General features: G+C 38.4%; 14 protein-coding genes and 1 other annotated feature (1 of these 15 cut by a window edge). Of the genes, 4 read left to right on the top strand and 10 right to left on the bottom strand.

Going from position 1 to position 16,599, the window contains the following annotated elements; genetic code table 11:
- Nucleotides 1-208 (bottom strand) — a binding site (T-box leader) (it extends 8 nt beyond the left edge of the window).
- 84 nt (nt 209-292) lie between these two features.
- From hpaB to recD2, 3 genes are all read right to left on the bottom strand, one after another.
- Nucleotides 293-1,726, bottom strand: coding sequence for a 4-hydroxyphenylacetate 3-monooxygenase, oxygenase component (gene hpaB / locus MHB42_RS12875; protein ID WP_340806634.1), 1,434 nt, complete (start codon nt 1,724-1,726; stop codon nt 293-295).
- A gap of 233 nt (nt 1,727-1,959) precedes the next feature.
- Nucleotides 1,960-3,309 carry an IS1182 family transposase gene (locus tag MHB42_RS12880; protein WP_339280244.1) on the bottom strand — a complete coding sequence of 450 codons (1,350 nt, stop codon included), beginning with the start codon at nt 3,307-3,309 and terminating at the stop codon, nt 1,960-1,962.
- Nucleotides 3,310-3,617: 308 nt separating this feature from the next.
- Nucleotides 3,618-6,050 carry an SF1B family DNA helicase RecD2 gene (gene recD2, locus MHB42_RS12885; RefSeq protein WP_340806635.1) on the bottom strand — a complete coding sequence of 811 codons (2,433 nt, stop codon included), beginning with the start codon at nt 6,048-6,050 and terminating at the stop codon, nt 3,618-3,620.
- Nucleotides 6,051-6,241: 191 nt separating this feature from the next.
- Here recD2 and hisA point away from each other — a divergent pair, with 191 nt between their 5' ends.
- The 3 genes from hisA (at nt 6,242) to MHB42_RS12900 (ending at nt 8,220) form a co-directional block, all read left to right on the top strand.
- Nucleotides 6,242-7,009 (top strand): phosphoribosylformimino-5-aminoimidazole carboxamide ribotide isomerase, encoded by a 768-nt coding sequence (hisA, locus tag MHB42_RS12890; protein WP_340808596.1) that lies wholly within the window; start codon nt 6,242-6,244, stop codon nt 7,007-7,009.
- The gene (locus MHB42_RS12895) at nt 7,006-7,293 is read left to right on the top strand and encodes a hypothetical protein (protein ID WP_340806636.1); all 288 of its coding nucleotides are present in this window, start codon (nt 7,006-7,008) and stop codon (nt 7,291-7,293) included. The genes hisA and MHB42_RS12895 overlap by 4 nt, the downstream gene beginning before the upstream one ends.
- A gap of 204 nt (nt 7,294-7,497) precedes the next feature.
- Nucleotides 7,498-8,220, top strand: a complete 723-nt coding sequence (locus MHB42_RS12900) for a GTP pyrophosphokinase (protein ID WP_340806637.1) — start codon at nt 7,498-7,500, stop codon at nt 8,218-8,220.
- A gap of 143 nt (nt 8,221-8,363) precedes the next feature.
- On the opposite strand, the gene MHB42_RS12905 is transcribed toward MHB42_RS12900, so the two are convergent.
- The 5 genes from MHB42_RS12905 to cymR all read right to left on the bottom strand — a co-directional run bounded on the left by MHB42_RS12905 (nt 8,364) and on the right by cymR (nt 13,521).
- The gene (locus tag MHB42_RS12905; protein WP_340806639.1) at nt 8,364-9,806 is read right to left on the bottom strand and encodes a DHA2 family efflux MFS transporter permease subunit; all 1,443 of its coding nucleotides are present in this window, start codon (nt 9,804-9,806) and stop codon (nt 8,364-8,366) included.
- A 164-nt stretch (nt 9,807-9,970) separates the two neighbouring features.
- The gene (locus MHB42_RS12910; RefSeq protein WP_340806640.1) at nt 9,971-10,630 is read right to left on the bottom strand and encodes a tetratricopeptide repeat protein; all 660 of its coding nucleotides are present in this window, start codon (nt 10,628-10,630) and stop codon (nt 9,971-9,973) included.
- A 63-nt stretch (nt 10,631-10,693) separates the two neighbouring features.
- A complete protein-coding gene (mnmA, locus tag MHB42_RS12915) occupies nt 10,694-11,818 on the bottom strand; it encodes a tRNA 2-thiouridine(34) synthase MnmA (protein WP_340806641.1) in 1,125 nt (374 codons plus the stop codon).
- Between the two features lie 44 nt (nt 11,819-11,862).
- Entirely contained in the window at nt 11,863-13,011 is a 1,149-nt protein-coding gene (locus MHB42_RS12920) for a cysteine desulfurase family protein (protein WP_340806642.1), read from the bottom strand.
- 90 nt (nt 13,012-13,101) lie between these two features.
- Nucleotides 13,102-13,521 carry a cysteine metabolism transcriptional regulator CymR gene (gene cymR, locus MHB42_RS12925; protein ID WP_004226809.1) on the bottom strand — a complete coding sequence of 140 codons (420 nt, stop codon included), beginning with the start codon at nt 13,519-13,521 and terminating at the stop codon, nt 13,102-13,104.
- 158 nt (nt 13,522-13,679) lie between these two features.
- Here cymR and MHB42_RS12930 point away from each other — a divergent pair, with 158 nt between their 5' ends.
- Nucleotides 13,680-14,963, top strand: a complete 1,284-nt coding sequence (locus tag MHB42_RS12930) for a replication-associated recombination protein A (RefSeq protein WP_340806643.1) — start codon at nt 13,680-13,682, stop codon at nt 14,961-14,963.
- Nucleotides 14,964-15,025: 62 nt separating this feature from the next.
- On the opposite strand, the gene MHB42_RS12935 is transcribed toward MHB42_RS12930, so the two are convergent.
- Together MHB42_RS12935 and MHB42_RS12940 are read right to left on the bottom strand one after the other, a co-directional pair.
- Nucleotides 15,026-15,742: a hypothetical protein gene (locus MHB42_RS12935; RefSeq protein WP_340806645.1), complete on the bottom strand. Its 717-nt coding sequence runs from the start codon at nt 15,740-15,742 to the stop codon at nt 15,026-15,028.
- A gap of 330 nt (nt 15,743-16,072) precedes the next feature.
- Nucleotides 16,073-16,591 (bottom strand): hypothetical protein, encoded by a 519-nt coding sequence (locus MHB42_RS12940; RefSeq protein ID WP_340806646.1) that lies wholly within the window; start codon nt 16,589-16,591, stop codon nt 16,073-16,075.
- Between the last annotated feature and the right edge of the window lie 8 nt (nt 16,592-16,599).

The following is a 16,599-nucleotide window of genomic DNA, read 5'->3' on the forward strand; positions in this document are numbered from 1 at the left end:
CGAGGACTTGTAACAATCTCGCGGTACCACCCTAGTTGTAAGCATGCAAAAATGCTTACCTCTCTAGCACTTGTAACGTCAGTGAACGGCAGGGATTAGCTGCACTCTGGAGTAGCTTTCGGTATTTGCTATTGTGAGGATTTTTTCAGCCAAGAAATCCCTTTCTTCTACACGCACAAATACGTACTTGTTCCATCATCGTTTTTACTATAGCTCTACCGAAAATTATAAAAAAAATAAGTTCCACTGTCAATCAGCACAATGATAATGAATGCTTCTATATCTTGAGCAATTAATCGCTGTTTAAAAAATCCTCTACTCTTTGCACTAAATGCATACGATTATAGGTTTGATAAAGCATAGATGATAAACGAACAGGATCGCCAAAGAAAAAGCGTTCATACAATGTTTGTCTTGTACCAAAGCTACTCATTGTTAAATCCCAAGCTAAACGGAATTTTTGAACCCGCTTCTCCCCATCATCCTGAAATGATTGTAAGTAGTGTGCAAGATTACCCTCATCCTTGGCAAATGCTTGTGCACTTGGTATAGACATTAAGCCACTTGCGCCAAGTAATTGAATGATTTCCGTAAAGGTCGGATATGCTTTCGGAAAAATTTGAATAGCAACTTGAAGTGTCGCTAGGTTTGGTCGAACAAACCCAAATTGATCTCGCTGTGCTTCGATTTCAGATTTTATTAGCAATGCTTTCATCGTTTCAAGCGTGACGATAATATCGACCACTTTTTGCTGTACATGCTGATAATCGCCAATATTAATGGTATCGACAATGGACTGCACAACGCCTAGCACAAATTCCGTTTTCGCAATTTGACGAGAAAGCACCTGATGTAATGTATAGGCTTTAAAGCCGCTAACATCCATAAAATGATTTGCAACATCCACATTTTCATAATAAAAAACACGTTCCCAAGGGACAACAACATTATCAAATACAACAATGGCATCCATTTCTTCAAAACGAGCACTCAATGGATGATCAAAGATCGAATCCCCACCAACAAAAGATTGTCGACATAAAAACTTTAGACCTTCCGTATTACTTGGTATAGAAAAGCCAAAAGCTTTCCATTCATCATAGCCATTTGTTGATAAGACAAGCAGTTCATCGGTAATTCCGCCTTGTGTTGCAAGCAACCTTGCCCCTTTTATCACTAATCCCTTGCTTGTTTTGCCAACAATTTTAGCAGCAATGGTTACTTCTTCATCTTCAAAATAAAGCCGTTTACGATTAACCTGAGGCTCTATAAAGGTATGTGTCATTGTTAAATCATGCTCACGAGCATCCTCATAAAACTGTTGTAAATGCTCTGGAAAACAATTTGGCTTATCTTTTAAAAAGTCGGATGCTGAGGCTAATGCCATTAATGTTGTATTCATATAATCAGGACTTCTGCCCATAAAACCATGTGAACATAAGGCCCATTCTTGTGCAGCATAACGCCTTTTTACAAGGTCTTCTGGCGTTATCACTTGAAGAAAGGACATCCCGACTCTCTCTTTACTAGTTGGCGATTCATAGGTCATTGTTTCAAGCAGCTCCTGCTGATGTTGTAAATCAAAGAGCTTCGCTTGACTTTGCATAACCCCTTTAAAGGCTGGATGCTCTGACACCTTCCCTGTTATAACGTCCCCATCAATTGAAATATACGACTTTAAAGCATCAATACGGTCAATATATTGCTGTCCTGTTCGAATTGGCATGCTGTCACCCCTAAATAGTTCTATGTTTTTGTACTCATGTAGTATATGAAATAACTAAATAGTAGGTGAATTGCAAAACCCGATCAGCTATATGCTAATCGGGTCAGACTGTAGACAAAAGCCATCGAGAGGTTCACTCTCGATGGGCTTTTGTCATTTTTCTTCCTATTTTATCTTTAACATTTGGTAATATACTACCAAATTCAACATACTCTTCGAGCATAGCTACCTTCTTAAGCTGCCTGCCACGTCCAAGTAGCCAGTTTCTTTAAATTCATGGCAGCAAAAGTAAGCATCGCCTGCATGGACAATTTTTTTAGACCTCTTAAGGTTGTCCAACGCATACCATGCTTTTCTTTTGCATCCGCAAATACACGCTCAATCGTTTCTTTGCGCTTTGCATAAATCTGTTTGATGTCATAGGAATGGCGTAAATGTTCAGCTTCCTCCACATACGACTCCCAAATATGGCGTTGAATGAGTTTTTGATGATGCTTACTTTCTGTACATTGGGAAAGGCTTGGACACTTCGCACAAATCAAAGGATTCGATTTATATTGACGATACCCTTCTTTAGTCGTTGTCGTATACTTCAATATCTGTCCTTGTGGACAAAGATAACAATTATAGTGCTCATCATATATATACTCATGCTTTCGGAAGAATCCATCTTTCGTTTTAGGACGTGTATAAGGAAGAACAGGCAACATTTGATTCTCTAATAAAAAATTCGTAATCGCTGGTGTTTTATAGGCTGCATCTGCCGCAACAGCTAATGGTTTTTGAACGTTTTCAATGACTTTTTCCACAAGTGGCTGTAATACATGACTATCGTGCACATTTCCCGGAGTTACAATGGCACCCAAGACAAAGCCCTTTTCATCTGTCGCTGCATGAAAAGAATACGCAAACTGCTTCGTACGTTCATCCTTCACGTAATAGCCACTTTCAGGATCTGTCGTGCTTTCCTTTATTTCTTTCCATTCTTCCTTTTCAAACTTCTCCGGGGGAAAGGGCTTTTTTCCGTGTTCCTCACGATCCATATTTAACTCTAATTGAAGTTTCTCTTCATAAGCCCGTGTTTCTTTTCGCACAACTTTTTTATCATACTTTCGTTTATTCGCACTCGCTTTCACATGCGTGGAATCGATAAATAAATGGTCTGCATGGAGGAGTCCTTGATGCATAATCTCTTTTAATATACGATAGAATATCTGCTCAAATATATCAGTGTCTTGAAAGCGACGGACATAATTTTTACCGAAGGTAGAGAAATGCGGGACTTCTGTATGGAAGCCAAATCCTAAAAACCAACGATACGCCATATTCGTTTCAATTTCTTTGATGGTTTGACGCATGGACCGTATACCAAAAACGTACTGAATAAACGTCATTTTAAAGAGAACAACAGGATCAATACTAGGGCGTCCTTTAGCAGAGTAGAGATTTTCTACTAAAGGATAGATAAATGAAAAATCAATAGCCGCCTCTAGTTTTCGCACTAAATGATCTTGGGGAACTAATTGATCAATCGTTAGCATTTCTAATTGTTCACGTTCATTGATTTGATTTTTTGTCATCATGGTTGATCACCTCGAAAGTGTACTTTTTATCAATAGATGAATAAGGAATTCTTTATGTAGAAGTTGATTGGAACGAAGGGTGGCGACTCCTGCGGGAAAAGCGGGAAAGTCGAGATCCTGGACTGAGCGAAGCGAGGGAAGCAGCTCGACCCCGCCCGCGGAAAGCGTCCGCCCGTAGTGGAAATCAACGGCTTTACTTTATTTTATTGTAAAAGAAAAAAGACTGTAGGCAAACTCAAAATTCATTGAGTTTGTCTACAGTCTGACCCGATCAGCTATATGCTAATCGGGTTTATCTTAAAACAATGTTAGTCATCTAAAAAATCATAGGGTGATACATGATCCATACCAATCATTGGATGAATAGAAGGGGCAGTTTCGACAGTAAGCCTATAGTCCGCGGATGCTGGCTCCTTTCGATCTACACCCTCTACAGCAATAGCCTCTACTGTCACTACCTCTTCCGTTATATCCATTGGATTGAGTCGTGCACGCAAGGATGTAAAGCGCTGAAGGTCATCTGTACGCTGTAAGCCATCTGCCAGCACATCAGGCTCCCCACATAAAATCAAGAAATTTTTCGCTCTTGTAATACCTGTATATAAAAGATTGCGGCGTAGCATTTTCGAATAGCCTCTGACAACAGGCATAATCACAGTCTGAAACTCAGAGCCCTGCGATTTATGGATAGAGCAGCAATAAGCGAGTGTTAGCTGATTCAAATCACTGCGCTGGTAAGTAACCTCGATGCCATCAAAGGATACAACAAGTAAATCCTGCTTCTCAATCGTTTCTTTGGCTTTAATAATACTAACAACTTCTCCCATATCTCCATTAAAAACATTGCTTTCTGGCTGATTGACAAGCTGTAGCACTTTGTCTTTGATGCGATAGGTTGTATCGCCAAAAATAAGCTCTTTGCGTGTACCTGTATCATTAGGATTAATCAGCTCTTGAATCATTTTATTTAAATTATCAATGCCAGCTGGTCCCTTATACATAGGCGCAAGCACTTGAATATTACGAATTTCTTGTCCTTTTGCAACAGCGCTTTTGACCACTTGCGTAACGACATTTGCCACTTGATCGGCTGATGCTTTAATAAATGAACGATCCGTTGTTTTCACCGTTAAATTATTAGGAATCGTACCTTTTTTTATTTGATGGGCTAGTTCAATAATCGTTGAGCCTTCTGCCTGCCTATAAACATCCGTTAATTCAACCGTTGGTAATTGTTGCGATGCTAATAAATCCTTTAGCACCTGCCCAGGACCTACTGGTGGGAGCTGATCTTGATCGCCAACAAAGACAACCTGTACATCCTCATGTAAGGCTTTTAATAGCTGATGGGCAAGCCATGTATCAACCATTGACATCTCATCCACAATAATGAGCTTCCCCGTCACTTCCCGCTCTGTTTCTTCTTCTTTTTCTTGCCCTGTAAAGCCTAGTAAACGATGGATGGTCATTGCAGGAAGCTCTGTTGATTCAGCTAAGCGTTTTGCAGCACGTCCTGTTGGTGCACAAAGAATAATGGGAAAAGGCTGTTCCTTTTGTGCATATTCTTTTGGATTTAATGATAACCCATGCAGCTTTGCATAGACTTCAACAATGCCTCGTACGACCGTTGTTTTCCCAGTGCCAGGTCCACCTGTTAAAATCATTACAGCTGAATTTAATGCCTGCTCAATAGCATTCGCTTGTGTTTCAGCGTAGGTGACATTGAGTAGCTCCTCTGTTTCACCAATTGCTTTGCGAATTTCATCCTTACTAAAATGTTCTGCCTTCCGATTCCGTTCAATAAGCGTTATTATTTTGGATGCAATACCTACCTCTGAAAAATAAAGAGAGGGTAAATACAATCTTGTTTCTTCGCCGCATATCTTGCCTTCCTCTCGTAGCTCAATACATGCCTGTGAAATAGCCTCAAATGGAATTTCCTGCTGTTGACTTTGCTCCAGCATTTCTTTCACAAGAGGTAAAACATGTTCTGCATCCAAATAAACATGTCCATCCGATAAAGCGGCTGTATTTAATATATGCAAAATAGCTGCCTTGACACGATCAGGATGATTTCCTGTAATCCCCAACTTCGCTCCTAGCTCATCTGCTCGAAAGAAGCCAATCCCTTCAATATCTTCAATAAGACGATATGGATTTTCCATCAGTAGCTCTATTGCCTCTGTACGATAGGTTTGATAAATTTTCATGCCAAGCTGTGGACCAAAGCCCCACTCATTGAGCTGAATCATAACACGCTCTAAACCAAGATTTTGCTCAATCGTGCTACGAATCACTTCTTTTTTCTCTGCTGATAAGCGTGGCACAGCATCTAATGCATTAGGGTCCTCCAAAATTAGCCTTAATGCATTGGCTCCAAGCTTATCAACAATTGTTTCGGCTGTCTTTTTACCAATGCCAACAAATAAATCACTCGATAAATAATGGACAATCCCTTGCTCAGTTGCTGGTACTTCCTTTGTAAATGTTTCAATTTGAAATTGCACACCATATTTGGGATGCTGTTTTAAGTTACCTGTAAAACGGTATTGCTCATCCATTTGTAGCGGTGGAAAATAACCAACAACAATTATTTCTTTATCTTCATATTGCAAATTTGTTTCTTGAATTTTCACACGCACAATCGAATACATATTTTGTGCATTATGAAAGATGGAAACAATTGGACGTCCGAGTATAAAAAACTTATTAATTTCAAATAAATCGAATTGGTCTGTCATGTTCGGTTCGTCCTTTCGTATCATTTTCAATCCTTTTATTTTACCATAGGCTTTACAAAATAGTGGTGTGAAAAATATTTTCGCTCTATTATCCTCAGATTATTTCGATAAATGACAATTCTCTGCTTTTATAATTCTTTCCATGCTATGATAAAATAAATAAGAATTTGCATGGAAGGATTGTGGAGCAATTGGAATTTAGACCTTGCATCGATTTACACGATGGCAAAGTAAAACAAATTGTTGGAAGTACGCTCGGTTATACAAACCAAGCAGTCGTGGAAAATTTTATTTCTAATTATGATGCTAGCTATTATGCTCAAATGTTTGCAAACGATCAGTTAACAGGTGGACATGTAATTATGCTTGGTTCAGGTAATGAGGAAGCTGCTCTATCTGCCTTAGCCGCCTATCCCCAAGGCCTCCAAATTGGTGGTGGTATTACAACTGAAAATGCACAGCGCTATATTGATGCAGGTGCTTCACATGTTATTGTCACTTCCTATATTTTTCATGATGGTCAGCTAGATATAGCGCGTTTACAGCAACTATGCCAGCTAATTGGCAAAGAACATCTGGTGATTGATTTAAGCTGTAAAATGCGGGACGGCAAGTGGTTTGTCATGACTGATAAATGGACAAAATTTAGTAATTTCGAAGTAAATGCTGACTCCATTGCCTATATTGAAAATTTTTGTGATGAATTGTTGATTCATGCGGTAGATGTGGAAGGAAAAAAGGGTGGCATGCAAGAAAGCTTAGTGCATGATTTAGCTGCTTGGACATCGATCCCCACAACCTATGCAGGCGGTGTGCGTTCACTGGAGGATTTAGAAAAATTTCATGAGTTAGCACAGGGTAAGCTTCATGTTACAATTGGTAGTGCTCTCTCCATTTTTGGTGGAGATTTACCTTATACAGATGTAGTGGAATATTGTAAAAAAGGCGGGATACTATGAATCTGATTTATAAAGACTATGTTTTTCCTTTTCAAGAAACAAATTTAGAGCGCATTATTGATGGCAAGTATTTTAAAGTAAATAAAAAAGATGACTCCCTTGCTATACAAATTCAGCTTGATAATGAGCAAATGCTGTTGGAGTTTTCTAAATCGTTAAAAGCAACATGTGGCTTGTTACGCGATCAAGAAACAGAACCTTATATTGAAACATCTATTGATTTACAAATATTTGTGGAGGAATTTAATAAACGCTATAACTTAAATGCTAAAATTATTGCTTAAAGCAAAGGGCTACCTTCTCCCTTTGCTTCCTCCTCTCCTTTTTAACCGAAACCTTTTCCTCATGAATATAGTTATATAAAGGACATCTCCTTATTAAATCATATAAAATTTTCCAATTTTCAGCTAATTTATTGCGATTTATAGCATCTCTACATACAATAAAATTAAGAAGAGATATGCTTAGAGGAAAGGATGAATCAATCAATGAAAACCGAACATGAGGTAGCATCTTTCGCATCCGTTCAAACAGAACTAACTCGCTTCTTTTTAGCTTATAAATTTGCTTTACAAGAAGTGGAAACAAAAATTAATATTTTACAAGAAGAATTTAAGCTTATTCATGAATACAATCCAATCGAGCATGTTTCAACACGTATGAAATCACCTAAAAGTATTCTAGCTAAAATTATGAAAAGAGGCATTCATCCATCACTAGAAGCTGTTCGCGAAAATATTCGTGATATAGCAGGCGCTCGTATTACATGTTCCTTTGTAGAAGATATTTATAAAGTTAGTGCTATGTTACAGGCACAAAATGATATTGAAATTGTAGAGATCAAAGACTATATTGCCAATCCAAAAGAAAATGGCTATCAAAGCTTACACCTGATTATAAAAGTCCCAATTTTTATGTCTGATCGCATGGAAAAGGTGTACACAGAAATTCAAATTCGCACCATTGCCATGGATTTTTGGGCAAGCCTTGAGCATAAAATTTATTATAAATACAACAAAGAAGTACCAGAGCATATTCGTAGAGAACTAAAGGAAGCCGCTCTACAAGCAGCGGAACTGGATCGTAAAATGGAACGACTAAATAAGGAAATTAATATTTTAAAGGAAAATGAAGCTGAATCAACTGTCCTAGACAGCACCCCCATATCCCATCTGGCTAAATATTTAACACAGCTACCGATTGATAGATAAAGCCATTACGCTGGGGCGTAATGGCTTTCAGATTTTTCGAGTTCACTCGAAAAGCTTCTCTCCAAAATTCGCCTTACTATATGCAAAAAAGCACAAACCATAAAACAAGGGTTTGTGCTTTTTTTGCAGAAGTTATGCAGATTCTACCTAAGCTCTTTCGATTTTGTGGCGATAAAGAAGGAGAAAATAAGAGCACAAATGGCAAATACAAAAGCTGTAATATAAACATAGCTAACACCATTCGCAATCGTTTCCTTTAAAAAGCTTACTTCGTCAATGCTAAAGCCGCCTTTCGCGAATTCACCATTTAATTGAATTTCGCCCTTCTCTAAAGAAGCTATTTTTTCACTTGTTGCTAGGTTAAAAATCATCCCAAATAATGCTGCACCTACCGCTTGGCTAAATGTATTTGTAAAAGAATTCAAACCAATGGATATACCAAGCTGCTTTGGATGAGCTACCTTTTGAATAGAAATCATCAGCATCGGCATAATAAAGCCCATACCAAGCCCAATTAATGAAGATCCAATATAAACGCTGTAATCACTAGAGCCTGCAGATAATCTTGCGAGCAAAATCGCTCCTACTATGAGTAAAATCGTCCCCATTTGAATAATGCGCTTATTCGTTAAACGTCCGATTAAATAACCTGCTGTAATGGAGTTGACCGTCCAAAAAACAGACATTGGTGTTAATAATAAACCTGCCTGCGTCGCATTTTTGCCAAGAACACTTTGGGCAAATATTGGAATATAAACAGTTACGCCAATTACAATCGACATAGCACTTAATGTTAATGCATTAATCACCATAAGACGACCATTTTTAAACAACGTTAATGGAATAATTGGCTCCTCTGCTCGAAGCTCCACCCATACAAAAATGCTTAAAAAAACAATGGCAATACCGAACATTAACAGTGATTGGCTTGATAACCAAGCTTGTGTTTTACTATTGTCAATAATCACATATAAAAGGGCCACCATACCAATTGTAAATAATGTCGCACCGAGATAATCAATTTTACGCTTCACGGCCTCTATCTGCTCTTGATAATGTTTAACAATCAAATAAATAGAAGCTAAACCGAATGGTACATTAATAAAAAAGATAAAATGCCATGATACTTGGTCAACAATAAAGCCGCCAAATAACGGTCCGACAACACCCGATACGCCCCATACCATGCTTAAATAGCTTTGTCCTTTTGCTCGTGCTTTTTCAGTCTGGAATAGCTCGCCAACCATTGTTAATGTAATAGGTAAAATCGAACCTGCACCAATTCCCTGAATTGCGCGAAAGACAATTAGTTGCTCCATTGATTGTGCTAAACCACATAACATGGAGCCGATTAAAAAAATAATAATACCTATAATAATCATCCGCTTACGCCCAAATAAATCGGCTAGCTTACCAAAAATAATCGCTGCAATGGCAGAGGCTAATAAGTAAGCAGAATAAATCCAGCTTATTAAGTCTACACCTAATAAATCAGCTGTAATACTTGGAATAGCGGTACTAACAATTGTTCCTTCAATTGCTGCAAGCGCTGTTACCAATAATAGTGCAATAAATACTTTATTCATGTTGTCACCTTGTTCCTTTCCTGCATGTCATACATTAACAAGTTTGAAGAGAAAATAAAAGAGGAAAGAATTGAACCTTCAATTAGTGGAGGTGTCTTACAGCCTATTAATGTGGGATAAAAAACAGCAAGTCCACCAAGTGATACTTGCTGCTTTTTCTATAGTTAGTTAAAACGCTGAGCAATCATATCGTAAATATAACGTGCTTGGTCATATTCAGGTTGTAGTGTAAATGCCTGCTTCAAATGATACATGGCATCCTCTGTTTGCTCCGTGGATACAGCATAAAGCACACCTAAATTATAGTGGGCATCTGCATTATTCCAATCCTGCTCGATTAATAAATCCAGCTCCTTTTTCCCTTCCTGAAACATTTCAAGCGCACATAATACAATGGCATAGGCTAAACGAATTTGTGTATCGTCAGGAGCAAGTTCTACCGCACGCTGTAAATATGGTAGTGCTAATTTTGGATTTTCCATGCGCTCAAAGCATTTTCCCAACATATAATAAACATCTGCACCTTCGATTTGATAGGTTAGTGCTTGTTCATACAGCTTCGCCGCCTCTGCATAACGCTCTGCATTATAATACAAATTAGCTAAGCCATAATAAGCAGTAGCTGCCGTTTCATCAACAGTAATCGCCTTTTGGAAAAAACGCTCTGCACGCTCTGTATCCTCTAACACAGCTAATAAATTCCCAAAATTAATATAACCAATAGCATTATCAGGCGCTGCTTCGATTGCCTTTGTAAACAATTGGGCAGCATCCTCATAACGCTTTTCTTGAAATGCTTGAATACCTTGTTCATTATAATCCATTTATTTATTCACCTCTATGTAGCGAAAGACTGCTTTTATGCATAAAAGCAGTCTAAACGCAAACTATCCAACATATGTTAGCTTTTCGTTATGTTTAAAGACCTCATCAATTGTGCCGCCACCAAGACATTCTTCTCCATGATAGAGTACAACAGCTTGCCCTGGTGTAATCGCACGTACAGGCTCTGCAAATGTAATATGTGCACGTCCATCTGGTAAAATCTCCACTTCCACAGGTGTATCTGTTTGACGGTAGCGGAATTTTGCTGTACAAGAAAATTTCCCAGGCAATGCTTTTGTTGATGTATAGCTCATTTTAACAGCTGTTAATGAGGAAGAATATAAATACTCATTATGGAAGCCTTGTCCTACAAGAAGAACATTACGCTCTAAATCTTTTCCTAAAACAAACCATGGCTCACCATCTCCACCAATACCAAGACCATGACGTTGACCAAGTGTATAGTACATTAAGCCATCATGCTGCCCCATTACAACACCATCCATGGTTTCCATTTTACCAGGCTGTGCAGGTAAATACTGACTTAAAAATTCTTTAAAATTACGTTCACCAATAAAGCAAATACCTGTTGAATCCTTTTTCTTAGCTGTTGCAAGGCCTGCTTCTTCAGCAATTTTACGCACTTCTTTTTTCTCAATATCACCAATTGGGAACATAACATGTGCTAACTGCTCCTGTGATAGCTGATTTAAGAAATACGTTTGGTCTTTATTATCATCAACACCGCGCAACATTTTGACCTCGCCATCACTGCTACGATCAATACGTGCATAGTGACCTGTTGCTAAATAATCTGCCCCAAGGCTCATGGCATGCTCTAAAAAGGCTTTAAATTTAATCTCTTTATTGCACATCACATCAGGGTTTGGTGTACGTCCCGCCTTATATTCTTCTAAAAAATAGGAGAATACTTTATCCCAATATTGTTTTTCAAAGTTAACAGCATAATATGGAATGCCAATTTGATTACATACTTTGATCACATCATCATAATCTTCTGTTGCTGTACAAACACCATTTTCGTCTGTATCATCCCAGTTTTTCATAAAAATCCCGATTACTTCATACCCTTGTTGTTTTAAAAGATATGCAGCAACTGAGGAATCTACCCCACCCGACATGCCAACGACAACACGAATTTGTGAGGGGTCACGTGTTTCTTTCATTGTGGTCACCTTTTCTTTTATCTAATTGCTATAATACTTTATGATTATTTTTTCGCTAGTCTTTGTACGATTTTAGCCGTTTTTTCAGCTGCCTTTCGTACATCCTCCGTTGTTAAATCCTGCCCAAAGCTAAAGCGAATAGAATTGCGAAGTTCCTCCGCACCCTGACCAAACATCGCAACTAGCACATGGGATGGATCAATGGAGCCTGCTGTGCATGCTGAGCCACTGGATGCACAAATGCCAGCCATATCAAGATTCACTAAAAAGGATTCCACTTCCATGCCTTCAAAGCTAATATTTAAAATATGCGGCAGTGAAGCATCCTGATTTCCATTTATATGGAATGTTAAGTTTTCCTTTGAAAAAACATCAAGCATTATTTGCTTAAAGTGATTGTATAGTGAACGCTTTTCTTCACGCAACTTATTTGCAACTTGCATGGCTGCTGCAAAGCCAATAATAGCAGGAATATTCTCTGTCCCTGCACGGCGTTTCTTCTCTTGTGCGCCCCCTAATGCATAGCTTGCTAAAGGCGTTCCTGCTTTTTGATAAAGGAAGCCAATACCTTTAGGACCATTTATTTTATGGGCAGTCACGCTTAATAAATCTACCTGTAATGCAGCTACATCTATGACCTCTAAGCCATAAGCCTGTACCGCATCTGTATGAAATGTAGCTGTATGATCACGTAAAAGCTCGCCAATTTCCGCAATCGGCTGAATAGTGCCAACTTCATTGTTCCCATACATAATCGTCACTAAAATTGTATCTTCACGCAGCGCCTTTTGAACATCGCTGGTAGCTACACGCCCCGTTTTATCCACTGGTAAATATGTTACCTCAAAGCCATCACGTTCAAGTTTTTCACAAGTATGCAACACCGCATGATGCTCAATTTGTGTTGTAATAATATGCTTGCCTTCTTTAGCACGAGCATAGGCAGTTCCTAAAATAGCTGTATTATCAGCCTCTGTACCACCACTTGTAAAGATAATTTCTCCCGCCTTGGCACCAATGGACTGAGCGAATACCTCACGCGCATCATCTAAATATTTACGTGCCTCTCGACCAGCCCCATGAATACTTGAGGCATTGCCAAACACTTGCTGCATTGCCGTCGTCATCGCTTCAATGACTTGCTCATTCATCGGGGATGTGGCTGCATGATCGAGATAAATATATGAATTCATATTGAAAACTCCTTTGAATTAAAAAGCGCTAAAGCTCATATTGCTAAAGACAACATAGCATATTATGAGCAACGCCTTCACTTAAACATTTTAAATATAGAACATGTAGCCTTCCACTACATTTTCCTCCGTATATTGTGCTAAATCTTCAATTGTTGTTGTATCTAACACATTTTTTACAGCATCACGAATGCGTAGCCATAGCTCTCGTTGCGGTGCTTCTTCATTTTCAATACCCTCTACTGGTTGAATTGGTCCCTCTAATACACTAATGACATGTGCTGCTGAGATTTCGCTAGGTGGATTTGCTAGCATATAGCCACCATAAGCACCACGTACGCTTTTTACTAAGCCTGAATTACGAAGCGGTGATACCAATTGCTCTAAATATGCCTCAGAAAGCTCCTTTTCAGCCGCAATTTTACGCAAAGGAATAGGACCTTCCCCGTAATGTTTTGCTAATTCAATCATAATTGTTAGCCCATAACGGCCCTTTGTTGAAATTTTCATTTTATCACCCTCAATTAGTCTAGTCAAAAATACTATCAACAGTATATCATAATCTCCTCTTGAATAACTCGGAAATACACCTCGAAGGATATGATATACTAATAAATGTTGCTTCAATAGCTATATGAGCCGTACAAGAGCTGAAAGGAGAAATGATTGTGCACAATGAACCACTCGCTTTTCGCATGCGTCCCTTAACCCTTGATGAGGTTGTAGGTCATCAGGATTTCATTGGACCCAATACAGCGCTTTATAAAATGATTCATAATGGACATGTACCCTCTATGTTGCTTTATGGTGAACCAGGCATCGGTAAAACATCGATTGCTAATGCCATCGCAGGCAGCTCAAAGCTTCCCTTCTTTGCCCTTAATGCCACACGAGCTGGTAAAAAGGATGTTGAGGATATTGTACAAGAAGCTAGAATCTCAGGAAAAGTCCTGCTGTTTTTAGATGAAATTCATCGCTTCAATAAATTACAGCAAGATACATTACTGCCACATGTTGAAAATGGCTCGATTGTATTAATTGGTGCTACAACAGAAAACCCTTATCATGATGTAAATCCAGCGATTCGTTCACGCTGCGGAGAAATTTATCAGCTAAAGCGACTGACAAAGGACAATATTATTGAGCTGATTCAAAAAGCACTTGCTGATGATAGGCGTGGATTAGGGAAATATCACTTTGGCTTAACAACAGCACAAATCGAGCTAATTGCTGGAGCAGCAAACGGAGATGCACGAAAAGCATTAACATTGCTAGAGTCCATTTACTATGCAAGTGATGAAGTGGACGGTCAAACGGTTGTAGCAGATCATATTATTGAGCATCTAAGTAGCCGAATTGGTGTTTATGGCGATAAAAAGGGCTCACATTTTTATAATCTGCTCTCTGCCTTGCAAAAATCTGTACGTGGTAGTGATACAAACGCTGCCCTATATTACTTAGCACATTTATTAGAAATAGGCGATTTAGTGGCTGTTAGTAGACGCTTACTTGTCATGGCATATGAGGATATTGGGCTTGCGAATCCTACGGTTGGACCTCATGTGTTAGCTGCTGTCCAAGCAGCCGAACGCCTCGGATTACCAGAAGCACGGATACCGCTTGCTAATGCTGTGATTGAAATGTGTCTAGCCTCAAAATCGAATTCAGCCATTGCAGCAATTGATGCAGCCATTGCTGCGATTCATGAAGGCAAAACAGGTGATATTCCTCATCATTTACGTGATGCTCATTACGAAGGGTCAAAAGATTTAGGACATGTCGGCTATCAATATCCACATAATACACCCATCGGCACATTTGGAGGCTGGGTAGACCAGCAATACTTACCAGATGAACTTGAGGGCATAGAATTTTATAAACCTGTTATTGCAGGTGAAGAAAAGCGCATGGCAGGCATCTACGAAAAGCTAAAATCCTTTCATAAAAAGTAACATCGCTTGCAGGAAGTGATGTTACTTTTTATACAAAAAAACAGGATAAGCTGTTTAAGCAATTATCCTGTAAAGCTAGGGTTATTTGTTGTGTAGCGCTCTTGATAAAATCGATTTAATGTTTCTGCTATATTGCGAAGTGAGGGCAAAATTGGTTTTTCCCCACCTTCTTCATTTACTTTATTATGCAAAAATGCAATCAATTTATACGATTGATACAAAAGACTTGTAAATTCTTGTGTATGTTCCCGCACTTCAAAGCGAATAGCTTTAACCGCAACAGCCTGTGCCACTTTTTGCTCTCTTGTTTCAAAACATTGCTCTTGACGTACTTCATCATCACTCACTCGATAGAGCAACCTTAGTGTACTATAGACCTCTTGATTATCACGAAAACGCTCCTTCAGCCACTGCAACACAAATTGTAAAAGAATGACCGCATACATAAAGGAAAGGCATTCGTCACCGCGTGATTTTTTTGCTAAACGTTGGAAATACTCTGCCTGTGTCACTAATTCAAATAAAATTAAACGAACCGGATACAACATGGCATGACCGCTATTGACATATAATTTTTCTCGATCTCTGTACATTGCTAGCCAAATATCCTTTACCAATGAAATGGATTTCCTTGTAGAGAGTGCTAATTGACATTGAATAAGCTGATGCTCAATCGTTGGCTGTAGTAGTCGTTGAAATAAAAGCTCATCTTCCTCACTCACAAGTAATAGTGGTTTTTCCAAATTTGCTACATCTATTTCGATACCATTTACAAGCATTGCCTAGCCCCCTTCATTCCAAGTTTACAGACTCACACTATACAAATTACCTGTTTTTAACTATAATTCGACAAAAAATTATAAATACCTTTTCCAAAACATAGCTTTTTACTTTCTGTACAATCAATTACGCTCCAGTGTAATTGTACCTGTCACCAATGCTTTCGATACATAAAGAATTTGCTAAACCAAGATAAAAAAAGAATCTATGAAACTTCATCCATCCTATTTTTCAACAGCAAATGTTGTAGAAAAACAAAATATCATTGTAGAAGTCATATAGATTCTAAACGTATAAGCTATTTTCAAAGCAAAAGTTGGTTGTATTGTTTACGCAGATATTTCATGATCGACAAATACTTTAAGCTGAAGAAGACATTGCTTTATGTCACCTTGCTGTGCAAGAACTTCATTGCGTATCACTGCCACTTTTTCTTTATCCTCTAGAACTTCCATCATAAGGTCAAAAATAGCCGTTAGTAATTGTTCATTCTCTTCCTGTACAATATTTGGCAGCGAATAGGCAGCTACTTTTAATAAATGCTCCACCTGTTCAGGCGTTTTTTGTAGGGCATTCGATGAATAATAGGTTGCTTCTGCTAAAAAATAGCATAGCTTTGCATAGCAGTCGACGAATAAATGCCAATACGTATTCGCATTCGGTAACTCCCCTGCTCGTTTATCAATATACTCTTTATAAAAAGTTGTTGCTTGTCTATATAAAGGATTTAACTCTCTCATCGCCTTTGGGTAATTATTAGAAGTATCCAAATAATCAAATACAATATCATTCATTTTCTCTTGAAGCTTTACAATATCTAGATGGTCACGAATTACTTGAATTTCCATTTTTCTCA

The organism is Lysinibacillus sp. FSL K6-0232 (assembly GCF_038008325.1).
In the GTDB taxonomy this organism is placed as follows: domain Bacteria; phylum Bacillota; class Bacilli; order Bacillales_A; family Planococcaceae; genus Lysinibacillus.

Excerpts from the sequence above, each read along its gene's own strand:
- hpaB (WP_340806634.1), bottom strand. The coding sequence starts at position 1,726 with ATGCCAATTCGAACAGGACAGCAATATATTGACCGTATTGATGCTTTA.
- MHB42_RS12880 (WP_339280244.1), bottom strand. The coding sequence starts at position 3,309 with ATGATGACAAAAAATCAAATCAATGAACGTGAACAATTAGAAATGCTA.
- recD2 (WP_340806635.1), bottom strand. The coding sequence starts at position 6,050 with ATGACAGACCAATTCGATTTATTTGAAATTAATAAGTTTTTTATACTC.
- MHB42_RS12895 (WP_340806636.1), top strand. The coding sequence starts at position 7,006 with ATGAATCTGATTTATAAAGACTATGTTTTTCCTTTTCAAGAAACAAAT.
- MHB42_RS12900 (WP_340806637.1), top strand. The coding sequence starts at position 7,498 with ATGAAAACCGAACATGAGGTAGCATCTTTCGCATCCGTTCAAACAGAA.
- MHB42_RS12905 (WP_340806639.1), bottom strand. The coding sequence starts at position 9,806 with ATGAATAAAGTATTTATTGCACTATTATTGGTAACAGCGCTTGCAGCA.
- MHB42_RS12910 (WP_340806640.1), bottom strand. The coding sequence starts at position 10,630 with ATGGATTATAATGAACAAGGTATTCAAGCATTTCAAGAAAAGCGTTAT.
- mnmA (WP_340806641.1), bottom strand. The coding sequence starts at position 11,818 with ATGAAAGAAACACGTGACCCCTCACAAATTCGTGTTGTCGTTGGCATG.
- MHB42_RS12920 (WP_340806642.1), bottom strand. The coding sequence starts at position 13,011 with ATGAATTCATATATTTATCTCGATCATGCAGCCACATCCCCGATGAAT.
- cymR (WP_004226809.1), bottom strand. The coding sequence starts at position 13,521 with ATGAAAATTTCAACAAAGGGCCGTTATGGGCTAACAATTATGATTGAA.
- MHB42_RS12935 (WP_340806645.1), bottom strand. The coding sequence starts at position 15,742 with ATGCTTGTAAATGGTATCGAAATAGATGTAGCAAATTTGGAAAAACCA.
- MHB42_RS12940 (WP_340806646.1), bottom strand. The coding sequence starts at position 16,591 with ATGGAAATTCAAGTAATTCGTGACCATCTAGATATTGTAAAGCTTCAA.